16 protein-coding genes and 1 riboswitch are annotated in these 23,121 nt (G+C 56.7%); of the genes, 13 read left to right on the forward strand and 3 right to left on the reverse strand.

Annotated elements, in window-relative coordinates:
- Positions 1 to 45: 45 nt before the first annotated feature.
- From yegD to RAC65_RS05060, 11 genes are all read left to right on the forward strand, one after another.
- The gene (gene yegD / locus RAC65_RS05010; protein WP_054687528.1) at positions 46 to 1,398 is read left to right on the forward strand and encodes a molecular chaperone; all 1,353 of its coding nucleotides are present in this window, start codon (positions 46 to 48) and stop codon (positions 1,396 to 1,398) included.
- An 898-nt stretch (positions 1,399 to 2,296) separates the two neighbouring features.
- The gene (locus RAC65_RS05015; protein ID WP_324030321.1) at positions 2,297 to 3,526 is read left to right on the forward strand and encodes an MdtA/MuxA family multidrug efflux RND transporter periplasmic adaptor subunit; all 1,230 of its coding nucleotides are present in this window, start codon (positions 2,297 to 2,299) and stop codon (positions 3,524 to 3,526) included.
- Complete coding sequence (locus RAC65_RS05020) at positions 3,526 to 6,648, forward strand: MdtB/MuxB family multidrug efflux RND transporter permease subunit (protein WP_375096431.1); 3,123 nt, start codon at positions 3,526 to 3,528, stop codon at positions 6,646 to 6,648. The genes RAC65_RS05015 and RAC65_RS05020 overlap by 1 nt, the downstream gene beginning before the upstream one ends.
- Complete coding sequence (gene mdtC, locus RAC65_RS05025) at positions 6,645 to 9,722, forward strand: multidrug efflux RND transporter permease subunit MdtC (protein WP_375096432.1); 3,078 nt, start codon at positions 6,645 to 6,647, stop codon at positions 9,720 to 9,722. The genes RAC65_RS05020 and mdtC overlap by 4 nt, the downstream gene beginning before the upstream one ends.
- A gap of 12 nt (positions 9,723 to 9,734) precedes the next feature.
- Positions 9,735 to 11,135: a multidrug transporter subunit MdtD gene (gene mdtD / locus RAC65_RS05030; protein ID WP_110268219.1), complete on the forward strand. Its 1,401-nt coding sequence runs from the start codon at positions 9,735 to 9,737 to the stop codon at positions 11,133 to 11,135.
- The gene (gene baeS / locus RAC65_RS05035; RefSeq protein WP_324030316.1) at positions 11,132 to 12,520 is read left to right on the forward strand and encodes a two-component system sensor histidine kinase BaeS; all 1,389 of its coding nucleotides are present in this window, start codon (positions 11,132 to 11,134) and stop codon (positions 12,518 to 12,520) included. Before mdtD ends, baeS begins: the two co-directional genes overlap by 4 nt.
- 6 nt (positions 12,521 to 12,526) lie before the next feature.
- Complete coding sequence (gene baeR / locus RAC65_RS05040) at positions 12,527 to 13,234, forward strand: two-component system response regulator BaeR (RefSeq protein WP_033740518.1); 708 nt, start codon at positions 12,527 to 12,529, stop codon at positions 13,232 to 13,234.
- Positions 13,235 to 13,350: 116 nt separating this feature from the next.
- Positions 13,351 to 14,727, forward strand: a complete 1,377-nt coding sequence (gene yegQ, locus RAC65_RS05045; RefSeq protein WP_324030606.1) for a tRNA 5-hydroxyuridine modification protein YegQ — start codon at positions 13,351 to 13,353, stop codon at positions 14,725 to 14,727.
- A gap of 230 nt (positions 14,728 to 14,957) precedes the next feature.
- Positions 14,958 to 15,857 carry a lipid kinase YegS gene (gene yegS, locus RAC65_RS05050; protein ID WP_039338141.1) on the forward strand — a complete coding sequence of 300 codons (900 nt, stop codon included), beginning with the start codon at positions 14,958 to 14,960 and terminating at the stop codon, positions 15,855 to 15,857.
- 155 nt (positions 15,858 to 16,012) lie between these two features.
- Entirely contained in the window at positions 16,013 to 17,473 is a 1,461-nt protein-coding gene (locus RAC65_RS05055; RefSeq protein WP_324021210.1) for a mannitol dehydrogenase family protein, read from the forward strand.
- 50 nt (positions 17,474 to 17,523) lie between these two features.
- A complete protein-coding gene (locus RAC65_RS05060) occupies positions 17,524 to 18,210 on the forward strand; it encodes a GntR family transcriptional regulator (protein WP_039338144.1) in 687 nt (228 codons plus the stop codon).
- A 28-nt stretch (positions 18,211 to 18,238) separates the two neighbouring features.
- On the opposite strand, the gene thiD is transcribed toward RAC65_RS05060, so the two are convergent.
- A complete protein-coding gene (thiD, locus tag RAC65_RS05065; RefSeq protein WP_054687513.1) occupies positions 18,239 to 19,039 on the reverse strand; it encodes a bifunctional hydroxymethylpyrimidine kinase/phosphomethylpyrimidine kinase in 801 nt (266 codons plus the stop codon).
- The gene (thiM, locus tag RAC65_RS05070) at positions 19,036 to 19,824 is read right to left on the reverse strand and encodes a hydroxyethylthiazole kinase (RefSeq protein WP_205955494.1); all 789 of its coding nucleotides are present in this window, start codon (positions 19,822 to 19,824) and stop codon (positions 19,036 to 19,038) included. The genes thiD and thiM overlap by 4 nt, the downstream gene beginning before the upstream one ends.
- A gap of 34 nt (positions 19,825 to 19,858) precedes the next feature.
- A riboswitch (TPP riboswitch) is annotated at positions 19,859 to 19,955 on the reverse strand.
- A 300-nt stretch (positions 19,956 to 20,255) separates the two neighbouring features.
- On the opposite strand from thiM, the gene RAC65_RS05075 reads away from it, so the two are divergent.
- Together RAC65_RS05075 and RAC65_RS05080 are read left to right on the forward strand one after the other, a co-directional pair.
- The gene (locus RAC65_RS05075; RefSeq protein WP_006119907.1) at positions 20,256 to 20,453 is read left to right on the forward strand and encodes a hypothetical protein; all 198 of its coding nucleotides are present in this window, start codon (positions 20,256 to 20,258) and stop codon (positions 20,451 to 20,453) included.
- Positions 20,454 to 20,544: 91 nt separating this feature from the next.
- On the forward strand, positions 20,545 to 21,504 hold the full coding sequence (locus RAC65_RS05080) for an AEC family transporter (RefSeq protein WP_033740536.1): 960 nt from the start codon (positions 20,545 to 20,547) through the stop codon (positions 21,502 to 21,504).
- Between the two features lie 47 nt (positions 21,505 to 21,551).
- On the opposite strand, the gene ahpF is transcribed toward RAC65_RS05080, so the two are convergent.
- The gene (gene ahpF / locus RAC65_RS05085) at positions 21,552 to 23,120 is read right to left on the reverse strand and encodes an alkyl hydroperoxide reductase subunit F (RefSeq protein WP_039338149.1); all 1,569 of its coding nucleotides are present in this window, start codon (positions 23,118 to 23,120) and stop codon (positions 21,552 to 21,554) included.
- Position 23,121: the final 1 nt, after the last annotated feature.

Raw genomic sequence — 23,121 nt, forward strand, 5'->3', positions numbered from 1 at the left:
CAGCTGCGCTAAAGTCGCCCCCTTTTTCCTGCCTGGGGGCGAAAAATGTTCATTGGATTCGATTACGGTACGGCTAACTGCTCGATTGCGGTCAGCGAAAAAGGCACACCACGACTGTTAACGCTGGAGAACGGTCAACGCCTGCTGCCATCGATGATCTGCTCCCCGACACGTGAAGCCGTCACGGAATGGCTTCATCGCCATCATCAGGTTGCCACGCCGGACCAGGAAAGCACGGCGCTGTTGCAACGGGCGCTGCGCTATAACCGTGAAGAAGATATCGATGTTCTCTCCGATAGCGTGCAGTTCGGTCTGACCGCGCTTCAGCACTATATGGTCGATCCGGAAGATGTCTGGTTCGTGAAGTCGCCGAAGTCCTTCCTGGGCGCGAGTGGGTTAAAACCCCAGCAGATCGCCTTCTTTGAAGATTTAGTGTGCGCCATGATGCTGCATATTCGTCAGCAGGGCGAAGCACAGCTTGACCAGTCAATTGAACAGGCGGTAATTGGCCGCCCGGTGAACTTTCAGGGACTGGGCAGCGAAGAGGCCAACGCGCAGGCCCAGGGCATCTTATTGCGTGCCGCTAAACGCGCGGGCTTTCGGGAGGTGGAGTTTCAGTTTGAGCCGGTCGCGGCGGGGCTGGACTTTGAAGCCACACTCGAAAAAGAAACCCGCGTGCTGGTCGTGGACATCGGTGGGGGAACCACCGACTGTTCGATGCTGTTGATGGGGCCGCAGTGGCGTCATCTGTCAGACCGGCGGGAAAGCCTGCTGGGCCATAGTGGCTGCCGCGTGGGCGGTAATGACCTGGATATTATGCTGGCGTTTAAAGCGTTGATGCCGTTGCTGGGCGCGGGCGGGAAGACACAAAAAGGCACGGCCTTACCTGCCCTGCCCTGGTGGAATGCCGTCGCCATCAACGATGTGCCTGCACAAAGCGATTTTTACAGTACCGCCTGCGGCAAACTGTTGCGCGATCTGGTACGGGATGCCGAAAATCCTGCCGCCGTGGCACACCTGTTAAAAGTCTGGCAACAAAAGCTGAGCTATCGTCTGGTGCGTACTGCGGAAGAGAGCAAAATCGCCCTCTCCGACCGCCCTGACTTCGCTGCCGCACTGGATTTTATCAGCGCGGATTTACAGGCCGATATCAGCGTGGCAACCCTGCAGGACGCGATCAGCCAGCCGCTGGAGAAGATCCTGGAACAGGTACATCTGGCGCTGGCGACCAGCCACATTAAGCCCGAAGTGATCTATCTGACGGGCGGTAGTGCACGTTCGCCTCTGCTGCGCGCTGCGCTGCAGCAGGCCCTGCCGGGTACACCGATTGCTGGCGGAGATGACTTTGCCTCAGTGACCGCTGGTCTGGCGCGCTGGGCTGAGGTGATGTTTGCCTGACAGCGGGGGGAGTCGAATAAAGTGCAGCACTCTCGGCGGGTAAAATCGCCTGAAGGGGCATTTTGGCTTCGGCTCCCTTTCCTTCGTTTGCCTTTACCGCGAAGACGTCAGGCTGAGCTGCATTGGGATGCTAACCCATTGTTGTGATGTCGGCGGGTGAGATCGCCAGAAGGGGCACTTTGGCTTCGGCGGTCCTCGCGCCGCTCACGCGGTGCCTTCAGGTCGCTCAGCGCTGCGGAATACCTCGCAGAAAATGCCCCTTCTGGCTTTGTCAGTTTGTGCGCGGGTAAAGCGACACAGTATGTGAGCCCGTGCTTTCTTTTGCGGTGAAGGCAAAACGAATGCAGTGCCTGTCCTCAGAAAAAAGCCCTTCTGCCCTTTAATCTTGAGCGGGGTTAAAGCGGCACCATGCGTCAGCCGGTTCTGCCGCGTTAAGGATAGCGCCCGGTCCGGCAATGCACGTTACTGACGGACCCGGCGGTATCGAAGATGATGCTTATTCCTCTTCGCACCGCGTCCCCTTGCTCAGCGCTCAATGTCTCAGCAGGCATAACGTAAGGTTAAACGCTGACCTTCTTCATGCTGCGCACTGCTGCGTAAAGCGCTGGGTGATGAATGTGTCATCTTCCTGAAGGATAAGTTGTTTTTAATCCTGTATTTCCTGATCAGGCAGGATATGATCCGGCGCGCTGTGGTCAGCGTAGTCCGCCTTGTTTCACATCAAATCTGACTCTTTGCCAACGCCGTTTTTTCAAAAAACCGACATACTTACGGTGCGCTGACAGATATCCTTAATTCCTTCAAATTTTTACCCGCAGGGACGACTACAATTCGTGGTTTGCAGGCTAACGTTTACGCCCGCGTCCTGGAACGATATCGCTGGAGAGCAACAATAACAATGAACAACCGACATCCTGGAATGAAAAAAGGCCTGATTTTAGCGGTGGTTATTGCCGCTGCTGCAGGCGGTTACTACTGGTGGAAGCATCCAGCCCAACCCGCAGGCAACGAAACATCCAGCCAGTCAGAACACGGCAAAAGAGGCAACGGTGGACATAAACCGCTTGCGCCCGTGCAGGCTGCCAGCGCCGTGACAGAAAGTGTGCCGCAATACCTCAGCGGTTTGGGTACGGTGACCGCAGCCAATACCGTCACGGTACGCAGCCGGGTAGATGGTAACCTGGTGGCCATCCATTTCACGGAAGGCCAGCAGGTCAAAGCCGGCGATCTGCTGGCAGAGATCGATCCGCGTCCCTATCAGGTCGCCCTGATGCAGGCTCAAGGCCAGCTGGCGCGCGATCAGGCTACGCTTGCGAACGCCCGCCGTGATTTAGCCCGTTACCAGAAGCTGGCGAAAACCTCGCTGGTATCTCAGCAGGATCTGGATACGCAAAACGCGCTGGTCAGTGAAACCCTGGGCACGATTAAGGCCGACGAAGGCAGCGTTGCCAGCGCACAGCTGAACCTGACTTACAGCCGAATTACGTCCCCGATTGCGGGTCGCGTCGGCCTGAAGCAGGTTGATATTGGCAACTACATCACCAGCGGTGATACCAATGGTCTGGTGGTGATTACTCAGACGCATCCGGTGGATGTCGTCTTTAGCGTCGCCGAAAACAATATCAGCCAGATCATGCAGGCGCAGAAAAGTGGCGAACCGTTGCTGGTGGAAGCCTGGGACCGCAGCAATCAACATCTGATTGCGCGCGGAACACTGCTCAGCCTGGATAACCAGATCGACGTCACGACTGGCACTATTAAAATTAAAGCGCGTTTTGATAATCAGGATGACCTGCTTTTCCCTAATCAGTTCGTCAACGCCCGGCTGAAGGTGAATACGTTGCAGGATGCCGTCGTGATTCCGGTAGCCGCGTTACAGATGGGCAACGAAGGCCACTTTGTCTGGGTGATTAACAGCGAAGATAAGGTGAGTAAGAAAAGCGTGACCGCAGGTTTCCAGGACAGTCAGAAAGTGGTCATCAATGCCGGACTGAGCGCGGGCAACCGCGTGGTAACGGATGGCCTTGACCGCCTGACAGAGGGGGCAAAAGTGGAAGTGGTTGCAGCACAGAGCAGTGCAACTAAACAGAGCCGCGCCAGCTTGCCATCCAAGGGAGAGTCAGAGTAATGCAGGTTATGCCTCCTGACCACAGCGGAGGACCGTCACGCCAGTTTATTCTGCGCCCGGTCGCGACGACGTTACTGATGATTGCTATTCTGCTGGCGGGGATTCTGGGTTACCGCTTTTTGCCGGTGTCAGCGTTACCTGAAGTGGACTATCCGACCATTCAGGTTGTTACCCTGTATCCCGGTGCCAGTCCGGATGTGGTGACGTCGTCGATTACAGCGCCTCTTGAACGTCAGTTCGGTCAGATGTCCGGTCTTAAACAGATGGCCTCGCAAAGTTCTGGCGGCGCCTCGGTGGTGACGCTGCAGTTCCAGCTCTCGCTGCCGCTCGATGTCGCAGAACAGGAAGTGCAGGCGGCGATTAACTCTGCCTCTAACCTGCTGCCCAGCGATTTGCCGAATCCGCCGGTTTACAGCAAAGTTAACCCGGCGGATCCGCCCATCATGACGCTCGCCGTCACTACCACCAGCATGCCCTTAACCCAGGTACAGGACATGGTGGAAACACGCGTCGCGCAGAAAATTTCCCAGGTGACCGGCGTCGGCCTGGTCACGTTGACCGGCGGCCAGCGTCCCGCGGTGCGCGTTAAGATGAACACCCAGGCATTAGCCTCTATGGGCCTGACCAGCGAAATGGTGCGTACGGCGATCACCAACGCCAACGTAAATTCCGCGAAAGGCAGTCTTGATGGTCCGACCCGCTCGGTTACGCTGTCAGCCAACGATCAGATGAAATCGGTCGAGGATTACCGCCAGCTGATCGTCAGTTATAAAAATGGCGCGCCAGTGCGGCTGGCCGATGTGGCTACGATTGAACAGGGTGCCGAAAACAGCTGGCTGGGTGCCTGGTCTAACCGTGAACCCGCCATCGTACTGAATGTGCAGCGCCAGCCGGGTGCCAATATTATTGCAACCGCCGACAATATTCGCGCCATGCTGCCCGGGCTGATTGCCAGCCTGCCCAAATCCGTCGATGTCAAACTGGTCACCGATCGCACCACCAATATCCGCGCGTCCGTCACCGATACGCAGCATGAGCTGATGCTGGCAATGGCGCTCGTAGTGATGATCATCTACCTGTTCTTGCGTAATGTGCCCGCGACCATCATTCCGGCCGTGGCTGTTCCGCTGTCGCTTATTGGCACCTTTGCGGCAATGTATTTCCTGGGCTTTTCCATCAATAATCTGACACTGATGGCGCTGACCATCGCCACAGGCTTTGTGGTGGACGATGCCATCGTGGTGATTGAGAATATCTCGCGCTATATCGAAAAAGGGGAAAAGCCGATGACAGCGGCCCTGAAAGGGGCAGGCGAAATTGGCTTTACCATTATTTCGTTAACGTTTTCACTGATTGCGGTATTGATTCCGCTGCTGTTCATGGGCGACGTGATTGGTCGCCTGTTTCGCGAATTTGCGGTGACGCTGGCGGTGGCAATTCTGATCTCAGCGGTGGTCTCGCTCACCCTGACGCCGATGATGTGTGCCCGCATGCTGAGCGCCGAGTCACTGCGTAAGCAGAACCGCTTTTCCCGTGCCAGCGAAGCGATGTTCGATCGCATCATTGCCGTTTATGGTCGTGGGCTGCGCCGGGTGCTGAATCACCCCTGGCTGACGCTGTCCTTGGCGCTCGGCACGTTGCTGCTGACGGTTTTGCTGTGGATGGCCATTCCTAAAGGTTTCTTTCCGCAGCAGGACAACGGCATTATCCAGGGAACGCTGGAGGCACCGCAGTCGGTATCCTACGCCAGTATGGCGGAGCGGACACGCGATGTTGCCTCTGTGATTATGAAAGATCCGGCTGTACAGAGTCTGACCTCGTTCGTGGGCGTGGATGGCACCAATCCGTCACTTAACAGCGCCCGGTTGCAGATTAACCTCAAACCGCTGGATATGCGCAGCGAGCGTATTCCGGAGATTCAGCAGCGGCTGCAAGCGCAGATCAGCAAAATTCCTGGCGTCACCTTGTGGTTGCAGGCGGTGCAGGACCTGACAATTGACACCCAGGCCAGCCGTACGCCGTATCAGTTTACTCTGCAGTCCGGTTCGCTGGATTCGCTCAGCACCTGGGTCCCTGCCCTGCTTAACGCCCTGCAGAAACACCCTGCGCTACGTGACGTCAGCAGTGACTGGCAGGACCAGGGACTGGAAGCCTATATCAAAGTGGACCGCGACAGTGCCAGCCGGCTGGGCATCAGCATGGCGGACGTAGATAACGCGCTGTATGACGCCTTTGGTCAGCGGCTGATCTCCACGATTTATACCCAGGCGAATCAGTACCGCGTGGTGCTGGAACAGGACAACAGCACCATGCCGGGTCTGCAAAGCCTGGACGGTATTCGTCTGAACAGCACTGATGGTGGCAGCGTGCCGTTGAGCGCGATCGCCAGCATTGCCCAGCGCCATGCGCCTTTAACGATTAACCACCTGAGTCAGTTCCCCTCCGCCACCTTCTCTTTCAATGTGGCGAAGGGCTATTCGCTGGAAGATGCGACCAAAGCGATCAACCAGGCAGAGACGGAACTGGGGATGCCGTCAGAGGTGATGACGCAGTTCCAGGGCAGCACGCTGGCTTTCGAGGCTGCCCTGACCAGTACCGTCTGGCTGATTGTGGCGGCAGTCGTAGCGATGTATATCGTGCTCGGCGTGCTGTATGAGAGCTTTATCCATCCCATCACCATCCTCTCCACGTTGCCCACGGCGGGCGTCGGTGCGCTGCTGGCGCTGATGATAAGTGGGAATGAGCTGGATATTGTTGCCATCATCGGCATCATTCTGCTCATTGGTATTGTGAAAAAGAACGCCATTATGATGATCGACTTCGCGTTAGCGGCGGAACGTGAACAGGGCATGAAGCCCTATGATGCGATTTATCAGGCCTGCCTGCTGCGTTTCCGACCGATTCTGATGACGACGCTGGCTGCCCTGCTGGGTGCATTACCGCTGATGCTCAGCACTGGCGTGGGTGCAGAGCTGAGGCAGCCGCTGGGGATCGCCATGGTCGGCGGCCTGATTCTGAGCCAGATTCTGACGCTGTTTACCACGCCGGTAATCTACCTGCTGTTTGACCGCCTGGCGCATAACCTGCGTCGTCGCCTGGGTCAGACGGAGGCGCAGCCGTGAAGTTTTTTGCTTTGTTTATTCATCGTCCGGTCGCCACAACGCTTCTGACGCTGGCCATTGCGCTGGCGGGCATTCTGGGCTTCCGCCTGCTGCCGGTGGCGCCGCTGCCGCAGGTGGATTTTCCGGTCATTATGGTGTCAGCGTCCCTGCCAGGAGCCTCGCCCGAAACGATGGCGTCTTCGGTCGCCACGCCGCTGGAGCGCTCGCTGGGCCGAATTGCAGGCGTCAGTGAAATGACCTCGACCAGTTCGCTGGGATCGACCCGCATTATTATGGTGTTCGATTTTAATCGTGATATTAACGGCGCGGCACGTGATGTACAGGCGGCCATTAACGCGGCGCAGAGCCTGCTCCCTACCGGCATGCCGTCGCGTCCGACCTACCGCAAAGCCAACCCGTCTGACGCGCCGATCATGATTATGACGCTGACGTCAGATCTGTACACGCCAGCCCAGCTTTATGATTATGCGTCGACACAGCTGGCACAGAAGCTGTCGCAGATTAATGGCGTGGGCGATGTCACCGTGGGCGGCAGCTCGCTGCCCGCAGTGCGCGTGGCGCTCAATCCGCAGGCGTTATTTAATCAGGGCGTGTCGCTGGATGCGGTGCGTCAGACCATCGCTAACGCTAACCAGCGCCGTCCGCAGGGCGCGCTGGAAGACGGGCAACAGCGCTGGCAGTTACGGACCAACGATGCATTACAAACTGCCCGGGAATACCAGCCGCTGATCGTGCAATACAACAACGGCGCGGCAGTACGGTTGTCCGATGTCGCCACCGTTGAGGACTCCGTGCAGGATGTGCGCAACGCCGGTATGTCGCGGGGCAAACCGGCCGTTTTGCTGGTGATTCGCAAAACGGCGGATGCGAACGTGATTGAGACGGTTGATCGTATTCGCGCTGAACTGCCCGAACTGCACGAAATCATCCCGACGGCGATCGATCTGCAGATTGCCCAGGATCGCTCACCCACCATCCGCGCGTCGCTCGAAGAAGTGGAGCAGTCGCTTATTATCGCCGTTGGCCTGGTCATTCTGGTGGTGTTTGTTTTCCTGCGCTCAGGTCGCGCCACGCTGATTCCGGCGGCGGCCGTGCCGGTCTCGCTGATTGGCACCTTTGCCGCCATGTATTTGTGCGGCTTTAGCCTGAACAATCTGTCGTTGATGGCGCTGACCATCGCCACCGGCTTTGTCGTGGACGATGCCATTGTGGTGCTGGAAAACATTGCCCGTCATGTTGAATCGGGCATGAAACCGCTGGCCGCCGCGCTCAAAGGCGTGCGTGAAGTGGGCTTTACGGTGCTGTCGATGAGCCTGTCGCTGATCGCGGTCTTCCTGCCGCTGTTGATGACAGGCGGATTGATTGGCCGCTTCTTCGCGGAGTTTTCCATCACCCTGTCGGTTGCTATTCTGATCTCGCTGTTTGTGTCCATCACGCTGACGCCTATGATGTGTGCTTACCTGCTGAAACCCCATGCGCCGCGCAGTCAGCCGCGGCGACGGGGCATTGGCCGCCTGCTGCTGGCGGTACAACAGGGTTATGCGCGCTCTCTGAACGTCGTGCTGAACCATGCGCGCTGGGTCATCCTGTTGCTCGTGGGCACTGTCGCCCTGACGGTGTGGCTGTTCATCAGTATCCCTAAAACCTTTTTGCCCGAGCAGGATACCGGTCGCCTGTCCGGCTTTATTTCTGCCGACCAAAGCATTTCGTTTCAGGCGATGCGCGGTAAGTTGCAGGACTTCATGAAAATCGTGGGGGCCGATCCGGATGTCTCAAGCGTGGTGGGCTTTACCGGCGGCATGCGCACCAATATGGGCCTGATGTTTATCTCCCTGAAACCCTTGTCCGAACGCAAAGATAATGCACAGGCAGTGATTGCCCGCCTGCGTACCAAGCTGGCAAAGGAGCCCGGTGCCAACCTGTATCTTAATGCGGTGCAGGATATCCGGGTGGGCGGTCGCGAAGCCAACGCCAGCTATCAGTATTCTCTGTTAACAGACGATCTGGCTGCGCTGCGCACCTGGGAACCGAAAATTCGTCAGGCCTTTACCGCCCTGCCGGAACTGGCCGACGTTAACTCCGATCAGCAGGATCAGGGCAGCGAAATGGCCCTGACGTATGACCGGGCCAGCATGGCGCGGCTGGGCATTAATGTTTCCGAAGCGAATGCGTTGCTCAACGATGCGTTTGGTCAGCGTCAGATTTCCACCATCTATCAGCCGCTGAACCAGTACAAGGTCGTCATGGAAGTGGATCCGCGCTATACCCAGGACATCAGTTCACTGGATCAGATGTTTGTGATTAACAGCGACGGCAAACCTATCCCGCTCTCCTGGTTCGTCAAATGGCAACCGGCCAACGCGCCGCTGTCGGTTAATCATCAGGGCTTGTCTGCCGCGTCAACCCTCTCCTTTAATCTGCCAGAAGGTGTGTCGCTGTCCCAGGCATCCGAGGCGATCGATCGCACTATGACGGCGCTTGGCGTACCGTCCAGCGTGCGCGGCAGCTTTGCCGGCACCGCACAGGCGTTCCAGCAATCGCAAAGCAGTCAACTCTGGTTGATGCTGGCTGCGGTTGCGGCAGTTTATATCGTGCTGGGGATTCTCTACGAAAGCTATGTGCACCCGTTGACCATTCTTTCGACGCTGCCGTCTGCGGGCGTCGGTGCCCTGCTGGCGCTGGAGCTGTTTGATACGCCGTTCAGCCTGATTGCCTTGATCGGGATTCTGTTGTTGATCGGGATAGTAAAAAAGAACGCCATCATGATGGTCGACTTTGCGCTTGACGCAGAACGCAACGGCAACCTGAGTGCCCGCGAGGCGATTTTCCAGGCCTGCCTGTTACGCTTCCGCCCTATCCTGATGACCACGCTGGCGGCCCTGTTTGGCGCGTTACCGCTGGTGCTGACCAGCGGAGACGGCGCCGAGCTGCGTCAGCCGTTGGGCATTACCATTGCCGGCGGCTTGATCATGAGCCAGCTCCTCACGCTGTATACCACGCCGGTGGTGTACTTAATGATGGACAAACTGCGACGTAAAACGCGCACCCAGATGATGAATGCCACTCAGCATTAAGGGGTAAATATCATGCAGAGCGTCACGGTCCGCTGGCAGTTGTGGATTGTTGCCTTTGGTTTTTTTATGCAGACGCTGGACACCACCATCGTCAACACGGCGATCCCGTCCATGGCGCACGATCTGGGCGTGAGCCCACTGCATATGCATTCGGTGATTGTGGCCTATGTGCTCACGGTGGCGGTGACGCTGCCGCTGAGCGGCTGGCTGGCGGACCGGTTTGGCGTGAGAAATATCTTTTTTAGCGCGATTGTACTGTTCAGCGTGGGATCGCTGTTGTGCGGCCTGTCAGGCACGCTGAATCAGCTTATCATGGCGCGTGTGATTCAGGGGATTGGCGGGGCCATGATGGTGCCGGTAGGACGGCTGACGGTAATGCGCATTGTACCGCGTGACCAGTATATGTCTGCGATGACCTTTGTCACCCTGCCCGGCCAGATTGGGCCGCTGCTGGGGCCCGCACTGGGCGGTGTGCTGGTGGAATATGCCAGCTGGCACTGGATTTTCCTGATTAACATCCCGGTCGGCATCATCGGTGCCGTCGCCACGTTGAAGTTACTGCCGAACTACGCGATGCCGCCGCGACGCTTTGATTTTGTCGGGTTTGTCCTGCTGGCCGCCGGAATGGCTACGTTAACGCTGGCGCTTGACGGTCAACGCAGTAGCGGCGGCTCTGCCTTGTTACTGGCCGCGATGATCCTCATCGGCACCGGCTCTCTTCTGTTTTATCTGCTGCATGCGCGCCAAAACGACAGTGCGCTTTTCAGCCTGAAGCTGTTCGACAACCGCATTTTCTCCATTGGCTTACTCGGTAGTCTGACTGGCCGCATCGGCAGCGGCATGTTGCCCTTTATGACGCCGCTGTTCTTGCAAATCGGCATGGGCTTCAGCCCGTTTCATGCAGGCTTGATGATGATTGCCATGGTGCTGGGCAATATGGGCATGAAGCGTGTGGTTGTCAGCATTGTTAACCTGTTTGGCTATCGCAACGTGCTGGTGGGTTCAACCATAGGCCTGGCGCTGGTGGTCTTGCTGTTTCCACTGGTGGCGATGCTCGGCTGGACAGTCATGCTGCCGCTGGTGCTGTTTCTGCAAGGCATGGTGAATGCGATTCGCTTCTCTTCGATGAATACGCTGACGCTCAAGGATCTACCCGATGACCTGGCCTCCAGCGGCAACAGCCTGTTATCGATGATCATGCAGCTCTCAATGAGTATTGGCGTAACCGTGGCGGGCCTGCTGCTGGGCGCGTTTGGTCATGCAACGTCCGGGGAACAGGGTTTAAGCCATCAGGCGTTTATCTGTGTTTATCTCTGTATGGCGCTGATCATTATTCTGCCTGCGCTGGTGTTCTGGCGGGTTCCGAAAGAGATGAGTAAAAGCGTCGATCTGCGACGTCGGAGAAGTGAATGAGATCGTTCCTGCATTTTGGCATCGGTGCCAAATTATTCATGGCCATATTCTCCACCTGCATGCTGGTCCTGATTACCATGCACTGGGGCGTCCGGCTCAGCTTTGAACATGGCTTTGTGGACTATATTAAACGCGGGAATGAACAGCGGCTGAATTTGCTGGGTGCGGCGCTGGCCGATCAGTATGAACAGCATGGCGACTGGGATTTTCTGCGTAATAACGACCGGCTGATCTTCTCGATGCTGCGCTCGCTGGAGCAAAACCCGGACAGCAGTAACCAGTTACCGCCTCACGGCTGGCGCACCCAGTTCTGGGTACTCGATCAGCACTACAAAGTGATGGTCGGCCCGCGCTCACAGGTTCCCCCGGAAGGGATACGTCACGATATTACGCTCAGTAACGGTAAAGTCGTGGGCTGGATCATCAGCTCGCCGCCAGAGCGCCTGACGCGCAGCACCGATATCAATTTTGATCAGCAGCAGCGACGAACCAGCTGGTATATCGTGGGCCTCTCTACTCTGCTTGCCGCCCTGGTCACCTGGCTGATGGCGCGGGGCTTGCTGGCACCGGTGAAAAGACTGGTAGACGGTACGCATCATCTGGCGGCGGGGAACTTAGCCACACGGGTTAAGGTTTACAGCCAGGACGAACTGGGCCAGCTGGCCCATGACTTTAACCTGCTGGCCAGTTCGCTGGAGAAAAATGAAAGTATGCGTCGGGCCTTTATGGCCGACATCTCGCATGAATTGCGCACGCCACTGGCGATTTTGCGCGGTGAGCTGGAAGCCATGCAGGATGGTGTACGTAAACTCACGCCAGACGCGATTACGTCTCTGCAAAGCGAAGTGGCGCTGCTGACCAAGCTGGTGGATGATCTGCACCAGCTTTCGCTCTCTGACGTCGGCGCACTGGCCTATCGCAAGCAGGCCACCGATTTGGTGCAGCTTATTGAGATCAGCGCAGGCAATTTTACCGAGCGCTACCGCAGCCATGATTTAACCCTGAAGCTCGACATGCCGGATGACGCGCCGTTTTTTGGCGATCCTGACCGGCTGATGCAGTTGTTTATTAACCTGCTGGAAAACAGCCTGCGTTACACCGATGCCGGCGGCGTAGTCCGGGTGCGGCTCTGGTATGACGTGCCCTACTGGCACGTCACCGTAGAGGACAGCGCGCCCGGCGTGGAAGGCGATCAACAGGCACAAATATTTGAGCGTTTTTTCCGCACAGAAGGTTCGCGCAATCGCGCCAGCGGCGGCTCTGGCCTGGGGCTGGCAATCTGTAAAAACATTGTTGATGCCCACGGTGGCAGCATCAGCGCCTCGCATGCGGATTTAGGTGGGCTGAAAATCGCGCTACAATTGCGTTATGTTCCTCCCGTTTAGAAGATTATGAACCAGGAAAACACTTACCCGCTAATCCTTGTGGTTGAAGATGAACCCAAGCTGGCACAACTGATGATTGATTACCTTGAGGCTTCTAACTATCGCACGCATCATCTGGCGCACGGCAACGCGGTACTGGACTACGTTAAACAGACGCCGCCCGATCTTATCCTGCTGGATTTGATGCTGCCGGGTAAAGATGGCCTGACGCTGTGCCGTGAGATTCGCCGTGATTCCGACTTGCCGATTATTATGGTGACCGCGCGCACGGAAGAAATCGATCGCCTGCTGGGCCTGGAGATTGGTGCGGATGACTATATCTGCAAGCCATTCAGCCCACGCGAAGTGGTAGCGCGGGTCAAAACCATTTTGCGCCGGGTGAAGCGATCTCCCGAAGAAGCGCCCGTCGCGTCTTTGCTGAAAGTTCATGAAAGCCGCTTTCAGGCCAGCTGGCGTGATGAGCCGCTGGATTTAACGCCCGCTGAATTTCGTCTGCTGAAAACGCTGTCCCTTGAACCGGGAAAAGTCTTCTCACGTGAACAGTTGTTAAACCATCTCTACGACGATTACCGGGTTGTCACCGACCGAACCATTGACAGCCATATCAAGAACCTGCGCAGGAAACTGGAAAGCCTGGACAGCGAACAACCCTTTATCCGCGCGGTATATGGCATGGGCTATCGCTGGGAAGCCGATGTCTGCCAGTTGATTTAGATTGACCCAGATCAATTTACTTCCGTTTTCACCCTGCCTACAATTCCGCACCTTTTGCAGGGTTTCCCCCTGCACATGTCGCCCAGGCGACATGCTGACCTGACATCAGTGAGCACATCATGAAACCCGAATTACTTTCCCCCGCCGGAACGCTGAAAAACATGCGTTACGCGTTTGCCTATGGGGCCGATGCCGTCTATGCCGGCCAGCCGCGCTACAGCCTGCGGGTACGCAATAACGAATTCAGCCATGAAAACCTGGCGAAAGGCATTAACGAAGCCCACGCGCTGGGTAAAAAGTTTTATGTGGTGGTGAACATCGCCCCGCATAACGCCAAGCTGAAAACCTTTATTCGCGATTTAACGCCGGTAATTGAGATGCAGCCCGACGCGTTAATCATGTCCGATCCTGGCCTGATCATGCTGGTGCGCGAGGCGTTTCCGGCCATGCCCATCCACTTATCTGTGCAGGCTAACGCCGTAAACTGGGCAACGGTGAAATTCTGGCAGCAAATGGGCTTAAGTCGGGTGATTTTATCCCGCGAGCTGTCGCTGGAGGAGATCGCCGATATTCGCGAGCAGGTGCCGGACATGGAGCTGGAAGTGTTTGTGCACGGCGCACTGTGTATGGCGTACTCCGGGCGCTGTCTGCTGTCGGGCTACATGAATAAACGCGATCCTAACCAGGGAACCTGCACCAACGCCTGCCGCTGGGAATATCAGTTGCAGGAAGCCAGACAAGATGACGTCGGCAACATTGTTGAAATTCATCAGCCGGTCAGCGTACAGGACGTGACGCCTACATTGGGCATTGGGCAACCCAGCGACAAGGTGTTTTTGCTGGAGGAGAAAATGAAACCCGGCGAAATGATGAGCGCCTTTGAAGATGAACACGGCACCTACATCATGAACTCGAAAGATCTGCGTGCCGTGGCGCACGTCGAGCGCCTGAGCCAGATGGGCGTTCACTCGCTGAAAATCGAAGGTCGCACCAAATCCTATTATTACTGCGCCCGCACCGCACAGGTTTATCGCAAAGCCATTGACGATGCGGCGGCAGGTAAACCGTTTGATTCTGCCCTGCTGGAAACCCTGGAAGGCCTGGCGCATCGCGGCTATACCGAAGGTTTTTTGCGTCGTCACACCCACGACAGCTACCAGAATTACCAGACCGGCTACTCTGTCTCAGAGCGCCAGCAGTTCGTCGGGGAGTTCAGCGGTGAACAGCGCGAGGGCTGGGCGGAAGTACGGGTAAAGAATAAATTTGTTCTGCATGACAGCCTGGAGATCATGACGCCGTCTGGTAACCTGATCTGTACCCTTGATGCCCTGCAAAACAGCCGTGGAGAACCGACAGAGGTGGCCCCGGGAGACGGGCATCGCGTCTGGATGAAAGTGCCGCCGGAGGTAGATTTGCGGTTTGCCTTGCTGCTGCGTAACTTTGCGCCAGACCAGAACACCCAGGATCCGCATGCCGCTCACGCCACGGCCTGACAAAATTTGACAAAAGCAAGAACAGGATCACAGACGGCTCGGTTTTACTGAACTATAGTGCTGCCTGCTACCAATGAGTAACAATTATCAGCAGCAGTAACTGGATCCACCTCATTCACCCGCCCGGCTCCCCCGTGCGGGTTTTCTTTTTTCTCCCTTTCGCCAATCATTTTTCTCTTCCGGCTATGCTATAACCACTAACTACGCTTTCGATCTCCAAGGAACAGATAATGGACAAACAATCGCTTACGCTGCTAATCCTGAATGGTAAAGGCGCAGGTAATGACGATCTCCGTGAAGCGATCACGAAGCTGCGCGCCGAGGGCTTTAACATAGCCGTGCGCGTGACGTATGAAAAAGGAGACGGTGAGCGTTACGTGGAAGAAGCCCTTGAACTGCAGGCGGAAACCGTAGTGGCGGGCGGCGGTGACGGCACCGTCAACGAAATCGCTACCGCACTGGCGTCGGTCAACGCGGATGAGCGCCCGGTTCTGGGGATTCTGCCGCTGGGCACAGCGAACGATTTTGCCACCAGCGTCGGCATTCCTGAAGAGATTGAGCACGCCTTGCGCCTGGCTATCCAGGGTAAAGCCTGTGATATCGACCTCGCCCGCGTTAACCAGCATCACTATTTTATTAATATGGCGACCGGAGGATTTGGCACGCGCATTACGACCGAGACGCCGGAAAAACTCAAATCCGCGCTGGGCGGCGTGTCCTATTTTATTCATGGGTTGATGCGCATGGACACGCTAAAACCGGACAGTTGTGAAATTACCGGGCCCGGTTTTAACTGGCAGGGCGATGCGCTGGTCATCGGCATCGGCAACGGTCGTCAGGCCGGAGGCGGTCAGCGTTTATGCCCGTCGGCGTTGATTAACGATGGCCTGCTGGACGTCAGCATTGTCACCGCGCAGGAGTTGCTGCCTACCCTGCTGCATTCCCTGACCGGCGATGAAGAGAATCCCGGCATTGTTTCTACGCGCTTATCGTCCCTGACGATTCGCTCACCGCATGAAATGACCTTTAACCTGGATGGCGAACCGCTGACAGGCCAGTCATTTACCATCGATATCATGCCGGGCGCGTTAAGCTGCCGCCTGCCGCCGCAGTGTGCCCTGCTGAGTTAATTCTCACGGGAGCCCTGGCTCCCGGCCTTAATGTAAACAGTTCGTGATTACATTCACAATTCCGCTACTTCAACTTGTATGGTAGTAGCGGGACGCGTAATTTTTCATCCTTAATGCCAGCATGGCCTGCCGTCCGTCTGCCACAAGGATGCTTTATGCTACACATCGATCACCTTCCTGCGGATGTTCATCTGCCCGCCTATGACCGTCGCCAGCTTAAAACCCGTATAGTGCATATCGGCTTTGGTGCCTTTCATCGCGCCCATCAGGCCTTGTGCACGGATAAACTGGCCGAACAGGGTAGCGACTGGGGAATCTGCGAGGTTAACCTTAACAGCGGCGAGCTGATTCAGGCACTCCGCCAGCAGGACTTTCTCTATACGTTGACCGAAAAAAGTGACGACGCCGTGAAAACCCGGGTCATTGGGGTGGTTACCGCGGCACTGCACGGCAAAACGGACGGCATTGATGCCGTGATTACGGCCCTGTGCCAGCCGGACGTGGCGATTGTGTCGATGACCGTGACGGAAAAAGGCTATTGTCACCTGCCCGCCAGCGGCAATCTCGATCTGCAACATGCGGATATCGTGCATGACCTGGCGCACCCCGCACAGCCCCGCTCGCTGCCCGGATTGATTGTCGCCGCCATCCGCCGTCGACGCGATCTGAGTTTAGCGCCTTTCAGCGTGATGTCCTGCGATAACATGCCTGAAAATGGCCACGTCACACGGAATGTGGTGACGCAGCTCGCCCGGCAGCATGATCCGTCGCTGGCGGACTATATTCAGCACAACATCACCTTTCCCTCCACCATGGTAGATCGCATTGTTCCGGCGATGAATGAGGCCGCCTTTGACGCGTTACGTGCCCGAATTGGTTCGTCCGATCCAGTGGCCGTTGAGGCTGAACCCTTCTTTCAGTGGGTGATTGAAGACCATTTTGTCAGCGGCCGACCTGACTGGGACAAGGCCGGTGCCGAACTGGTGGAGGATGTGCTGCCGTTTGAGCAAATGAAGTTGCGCATGCTCAATGGCAGCCACTCCTTTCTGGCGTACCTTGGTTACCTTGCGGGTTATGAACATATCAGCGATTGTATGGCTGACGACGCGTTCCGGGCGGCCGCACGTGCGCTGATGGTTAACGAACAGGCGCCGACGTTAACCACGCAGGGCGTGGATTTACCGGCTTACGCCGACGCCTTAATCGCTCGCTTTGCCAACCGCGCTATCAGACACCGCACCTACCAGATTGCGACCGATGGCACCCAGAAACTGCCACAACGCTTTCTCGACAGCGTGCGCTGGCATCTCGCTAACGGCACACCCTGCCCGCTGCTGTTGCTGGGCATTGCCGCCTGGATGCGCTATGTCGCTGCGGTCGATGAAAAAGGCGAACCTATAGCGATCCGCGACCCACTTAAAGCCCAGCTGGCCACCTGTGTGGCAGAAAGCGCGGAAGGTCAGGAGCGGGTGCGGGCCTTACTGGGCCTGAAAACCGTTTTCGGCGAGGATCTGGCGGATAATACAGCCTTCGTTGACGCGCTCTCCGCCTGCTATATACAGTTAACGAAAGTGGGGGCACGGGCGGCCGTGCAACAGGCCATCGCACAGGGCTAAGGCGTTTTAACGCGCTGGCGAAATCGGGTTAATGTTAACAGGGACAGAACATGACGCTTTCCTACACCATCACGACAAGTGAACCGGTCAATCAGCAGATTTACCGTTATCTACGCAAAGATATCGTCACCTGCGTCATTCAGCCGGGCGCTTTGCTGTCGGAAAAAGAGGTTTCCGCCCGTTTTCATCTCTCTCGCCAGCCGGTACGTGAGGCGTTCATTAAGCTGGCAGAAGCCGGTCTGGTACAAATCCTTCCACAGCGCGGCACCTTTGTGCGTAAGATTTCAGCGAAGCAGGTCGAAGATGGACGCTTTATCCGGGAAGCGGTAGAACTGGCCGTGATACGCCGCGCAGCGCGGGAAACAAGCCAGCGCGGACTGATGGCGCTGGAGCATAATCTGCAGCTCCAGCGCATCACTGCCGCCCGGGGCGACAGCCAGATGTTTCTCAGCCTGGACGATGAATTCCATCGTCTGATTGCGGAGAGTATCGACTGTATGCTGGCATGGGAAACCATTGAAAACATCAAGGCGACGATGGACCGGGTGCGCTATCTCACCCTGAATCAGGTCGCGCCCGCTGAAACGCTGATCGAACAACATGAAGCCGTTTTTGCCGCCCTGAAAGCGCGCGATGCGGACCAGGCAGAAACCGCCCTGCGTCACCATCTGCAGGCAATGATGTTTTCGCTCGCGCCCGTGATCAGGCAAAACCGTGACTGGTTCGAGGCTGAGTAGCGCGCCGTACAATCGCTGAGCGAAGCCGTTACCACCACTGATGAAAATGATGCACAGGTCCAGTCCCGTGGCCCACCTCCAGCGAATCGGCTGCCAGCAGGGCCTGTTGTAGCCAGGTTTTGGCTTCATTAACCGTCTCCGCCCAGTCACTGTGCCGTGGACGCAGGGCCGCCAGCGCAGCAGACAGCGTACAACCGGTACCGTGCGTATGGCGCGTCTTCACCCGAGGCGTGCTGAACCGTTGCCGCCCCGCTGGCGTGATCAGCCAGTCAGGACTTTCGCCATGATCCAGATGTCCGCCCTTCATCAGCACGGCCTGACAACCCAGCGCCAGAAGGGCATCGCCCTGCGTCAGCATCTCGTTCTCATTGCTGGCCATACGGCATTCGAGCAGCGCGGCGGCTTCGGGCAGATTAGGTGTGATCAGTGACACCTGTGGCAACAGGCGCTCGCGGACACAGGCAATGGCATCAGGACTCAGTAAGGCATCGCCGCTCTTGGCCACCATCACCGTGTCCAGCACCACGAACGGGATTGCCCGGCGCTGCAAGCCAGCCGCCACCCGCTCCACGATCGCCGCGTCGGACAGCATGCCAATTTTTGCACTGTCGATGCGCACGTCATCAAGAACGGAATCCAGCTGTGCGCTGACAAAATCAGGATCAATACGGTACACCGACTGTACGCCACAGGTATTTTGCGCCACCAGGGCCGTAATCACGCTGGTGCCGTAAGCGCCCAGTGCGGAGAAGGTTTTCAGGTCGGCCTGAATCCCGGCACCGCCGCTGGGATCGGTACCGGCAATCGTTAAAGCATTGATGCGTTTCACAGGGCGGCCTCCAGTGTCCAGAGCGCGTCCAGAAACGCCGGTGCAAAGCTGCCCGGCCCGGTTGATGCCTGTGCGGCTTTCTCTCCGGCCAGTGCCATCACCCGACAGGCGCTGGCGATATTGATCAGTCTGTCACCCGGCAGGGTGGCAAAGGCGGCGACGACCGCAGACAGCGCACAGCCGGTGCCGACCACCCGCGTCATTAAGGGCGATCCGCCGACGATCGACAGGGTACGCATCCCGTCGGTGGCATAATCCACCTCGCCAGTGACCACCACACAGGTCTGATACTCCCGCGCCAGTTGTTGGGCGGCCAGCAGGGCGCTTTCGGCGGCGTGCAGACTGTCCACGCCACGTCCGCCGTCAGCCTGCTGGGCCAGCGCCAGAATCTCGGAAGCATTGCCGCGAATCACGGCAGGCGACTGCATCAGCACCTGCTGGCAAAACCGGGTACGCAACGTCAGTGCGCCCACCGCTACCGGGTCCAGCGTCCAGGGCGTGCCTGCCAGATTAGCCGCCTCGATTGCCGCGGCCATGGCCTGCTGGCGTTCGTGCGTTAATGTGCCGACATTGATTAACAGTGCATCCGCGATACCGCTGAACTGCGGCGCTTCCTCGCGATCGATGACCATGGCAGGTGACGCGTTCAGAGCAAGCAGGACATTAGCCGTGAGCATTTGCACCACATCATTGGTCATGCAGTGCACGAGCGGTGACTGACGGCGAAACTGTTGCAGGATGGGCGCGCATTGCGCATCAGAAAGATGGTGCGGTTGATGTGTCATCAGAACTCCCAACCGGCGGACAAGAAGGCGAATGCGGTCAGGCATCAGACTTCCCTACGCTGGCATTATCCAGATCAGGTAATACGGGTTTTTCTCAGCCTTCACAAAGAAGGGCACCCCGAGTCGTGTTACGCAGAGAAGAATAAGTAAGCCCCTAAATTTAAGCAAGGTGCTTATTCTTTTTTCAACCTGGCGGGCAAGACTTTTACATGATCCGGATCAACTCCCCACCGCACGAAAAAAGGCTTAATGCTGCGGGCTTAAAATTTGCACGTCAGAGCAGTAAAGGTATTTACGCAAGTAAATTATATCCTTCACCATTATCAGAATGCCCAGCAATAACAAACACCTGCCTACAACATCGCAACAATAAATCTTCATATCACGTAGTTAAAAATTACCAGAACACTTCATACTTGACAGGAAGCATGATGCGATTTTTAGCGCTTATCCCTCATCGTCACCGATGGACTGACATCACCATTACCCGTCAGGGTGCCCTTTCTCCTTCTGGCCGACACTATTATTCCACTTATCTTTCTGCCCGTTGTCAGCGTTGCGATGCGGTTATCCATCGGGTGTATTATCGCGATATCAGTGATGACCAGGCGCGCCGCTGGCTGGGGTAAATTCGCGGGTCGGGTACACGTTTTGCCAGGTTACGCGGCCGACGCAATTTGGTAGTCTTGCCCTTACTGAGTCACTGGACTGCTTACGCTTATGCCCTTCCTGCTGGATACATTAGGACACCAGATTTACCTGTCAGCCCCGCTGTTTATTCTTATTTTCCTGGGTTATTGCCTGACGAAATGGGGCAAATGGCCGCTGAGCATCAGCGAAGGCATGAACCGGTTTGTCTTTAACGTTGCCCTGCCCTGCATGCTGTTTCGCATCATGAGTGACTTTTACAACAGTCCCGCAGTCGATGTGCGCCTGCTTCTGGCATTCTTTGGCAGTTGTCTGCTGGTGTTTATCGTGGGCCGAATCCTTGCCTCGCGTCTGTTTCATCTGGATGGCGTGGCCGGTTCGGTCTTTGCCCTGGGCGGGGTCTTTTCAAATAACGTTATGCTGGGCATTCCGGTCGCTACCGTCCTGCTGGGCCCCGGTGCCTTGCCATCGGTTGCGCTGGTGCTGGTGTTTAACAGTCTGATCCTCTGGACATTACTCACCGTCTCGGTGGAATGGTCGAAACAGGGCAGTTTTTCCCTTCAGGGCTTTAAGCGCACCTTGATTAGCGTGCTCAGGAATCCGTTAATTATTGGCATCTTATCAGGCACCGCCTGGAGCCTGTTGCAGCGGCCGCTTCCCGCCATCGCCGCTGAACCGCTGCGCATGCTGGCGTCCATCGCCGCACCCTTATCGTTGGTCACTCTCGGCATGAGCCTGGCGCACTACCGGGTGCGGGAAGGCTTGAAAGAGAGTTACACGATTTGTGCGTTGAAACTGATTCTGCAGCCGCTGTGTGTCTGGGCGATCGCCTGGCTGACGGGTCTGCCTGCGCTGGAAAGTAAAGTGGTAGTGCTGCTGGGGTCGATGGCGGTCGGTGTGAATGTTTACCTGATGTCGCAGAAATTTAACGTGATTACCGGCCCCACGGCCGCCAGTATGCTGCTTTCCACCCTTTTTGCCGCGATAACCACGCCGCTGTGGATGATGTTAATGACGCTGGCCGGATATTAAAAAGCCCTGTAACACAGGTTACAGGGCTGGCTTTTGCACCGAAAAACTTAGTGTGCAGGTTGGGTGCGAATCAGGTAATCAAAAGCGCTCAGCGAGGCTTTTGCCCCTTCACCGCTGGCAATGATGATTTGCTTGTAAGGCACCGTGGTGCAGTCGCCTGCTGCGAAAACGCCTTTCAGGCTGGTTTCGCATTTTGCATCGATGATGATTTCACCCATCTTGTTGCGCTCAACCGCCCCTTCCAGCCAGGTGGTGTTAGGGAGCAGGCCAATCTGAACAAAAATGCCTGACAGCGCCAGTTCATGGGTTGTCTGGTTGGTGCGATCCAGATATTGCAGGCCGGTAACTTTGCTGCCGTCGCCTTTCACTTCGGTGGTTTGTGCATTCAGGATCACATCCACGTTTTTCAGGCTGCGCAGTTTGTCCTGCAGCACTTTGTCTGCACGCATTTCGCTGGCGAATTCCAGCAATGTGACGTGTTCAACGATACCAGCCAGATCGATAGCCGCTTCCACGCCGGAGTTACCGCCACCGATGACGGCAGTGCGTTTACCTTTGAACAGCGGACCGTCACAGTGCGGGCAATAGGTCACGCCTTTAGTACGGTACTGCTCTTCCCCCGGTACGCCCATGTTGCGCCAGCGCGCGCCGGTCGCCAGGATGATGCTACGGGATTTCAGTACGGCACCTGACGCCGTTTCAATGGCGTGCAGGCCGCCTTTCGCCGCAGACGGAATCAGTTTAATCGCGCTCTGACTGTCAATCACATCAACACTGTAATCGTCAACGTGGGCACGCAGTGCGCCAGCCAGTTTGGCCCCTTCCGTTTTCTGCACGGAAATATAGTTTTCGATATCAACGGTATCCAGTACCTGTCCGCCGAAACGCTCACCCATCAGGGCGGTGCGGATGCCTTTACGGGCAGAATAGATGGCGGCCGCTGCGCCAGCGGGACCGCTGCCAATAATCAGCACATCATAGGCTTCGCGTTTATTCAGCGCTTCTGCTGCGCGCTTGTCAGCATTGGTGTCGACTTTACTGACGATCTCCGCCAGGCTCATGCGGCCCTGACCAAACTCTTTGCCGTTCAGGAAAACCGCCGGCACGCCCATGACATTCCGTTCCTGAATTTCGTTCTGGAACAGGCCACCGTCAATCGCGGTGTGGCTGATGCGCGGGTTCAGGACCGCCATCAGATTCAGAGCCTGTACCACATCCGGACAGTTGTGGCAGGACAGCGAATAATAGGTTTCGAAATGGAAATCCCCATCCAGCGCCGCAATCTGATCAAGCAGATTTTGTGCTTCTTTGGACGGGTGCCCACCGGTCTGTAACAGCGCCAGCACCAGTGAGGTAAATTCATGACCCAGCGGCGAACCCGCAAAACGTGGGCCGTGATCCGCACCAGGGTTAGTGATTAAAAATGAGGGTTTACGCACCTGACGATCGTTCTCTTCACGAAAGCTGACCTTGTCAGACAGGCTCGCGATATCGACCAACAGATTGCGAATCTCGGTTGATTTTGCGCCATCATCCAGCGTTGCAATCAACTCCACAGGCTTGGTGAGTTTCTCAAGATAAGCTTTGAGCTGCGTTTTTAAATTGGTATCAAGCATA

The sequence above is a fragment of the Pantoea sp. BS_8 genome, from assembly GCF_041954965.1.
In the GTDB taxonomy this organism is placed as follows: Bacteria; Pseudomonadota; Gammaproteobacteria; order Enterobacterales; family Enterobacteriaceae; genus Pantoea; species Pantoea stewartii.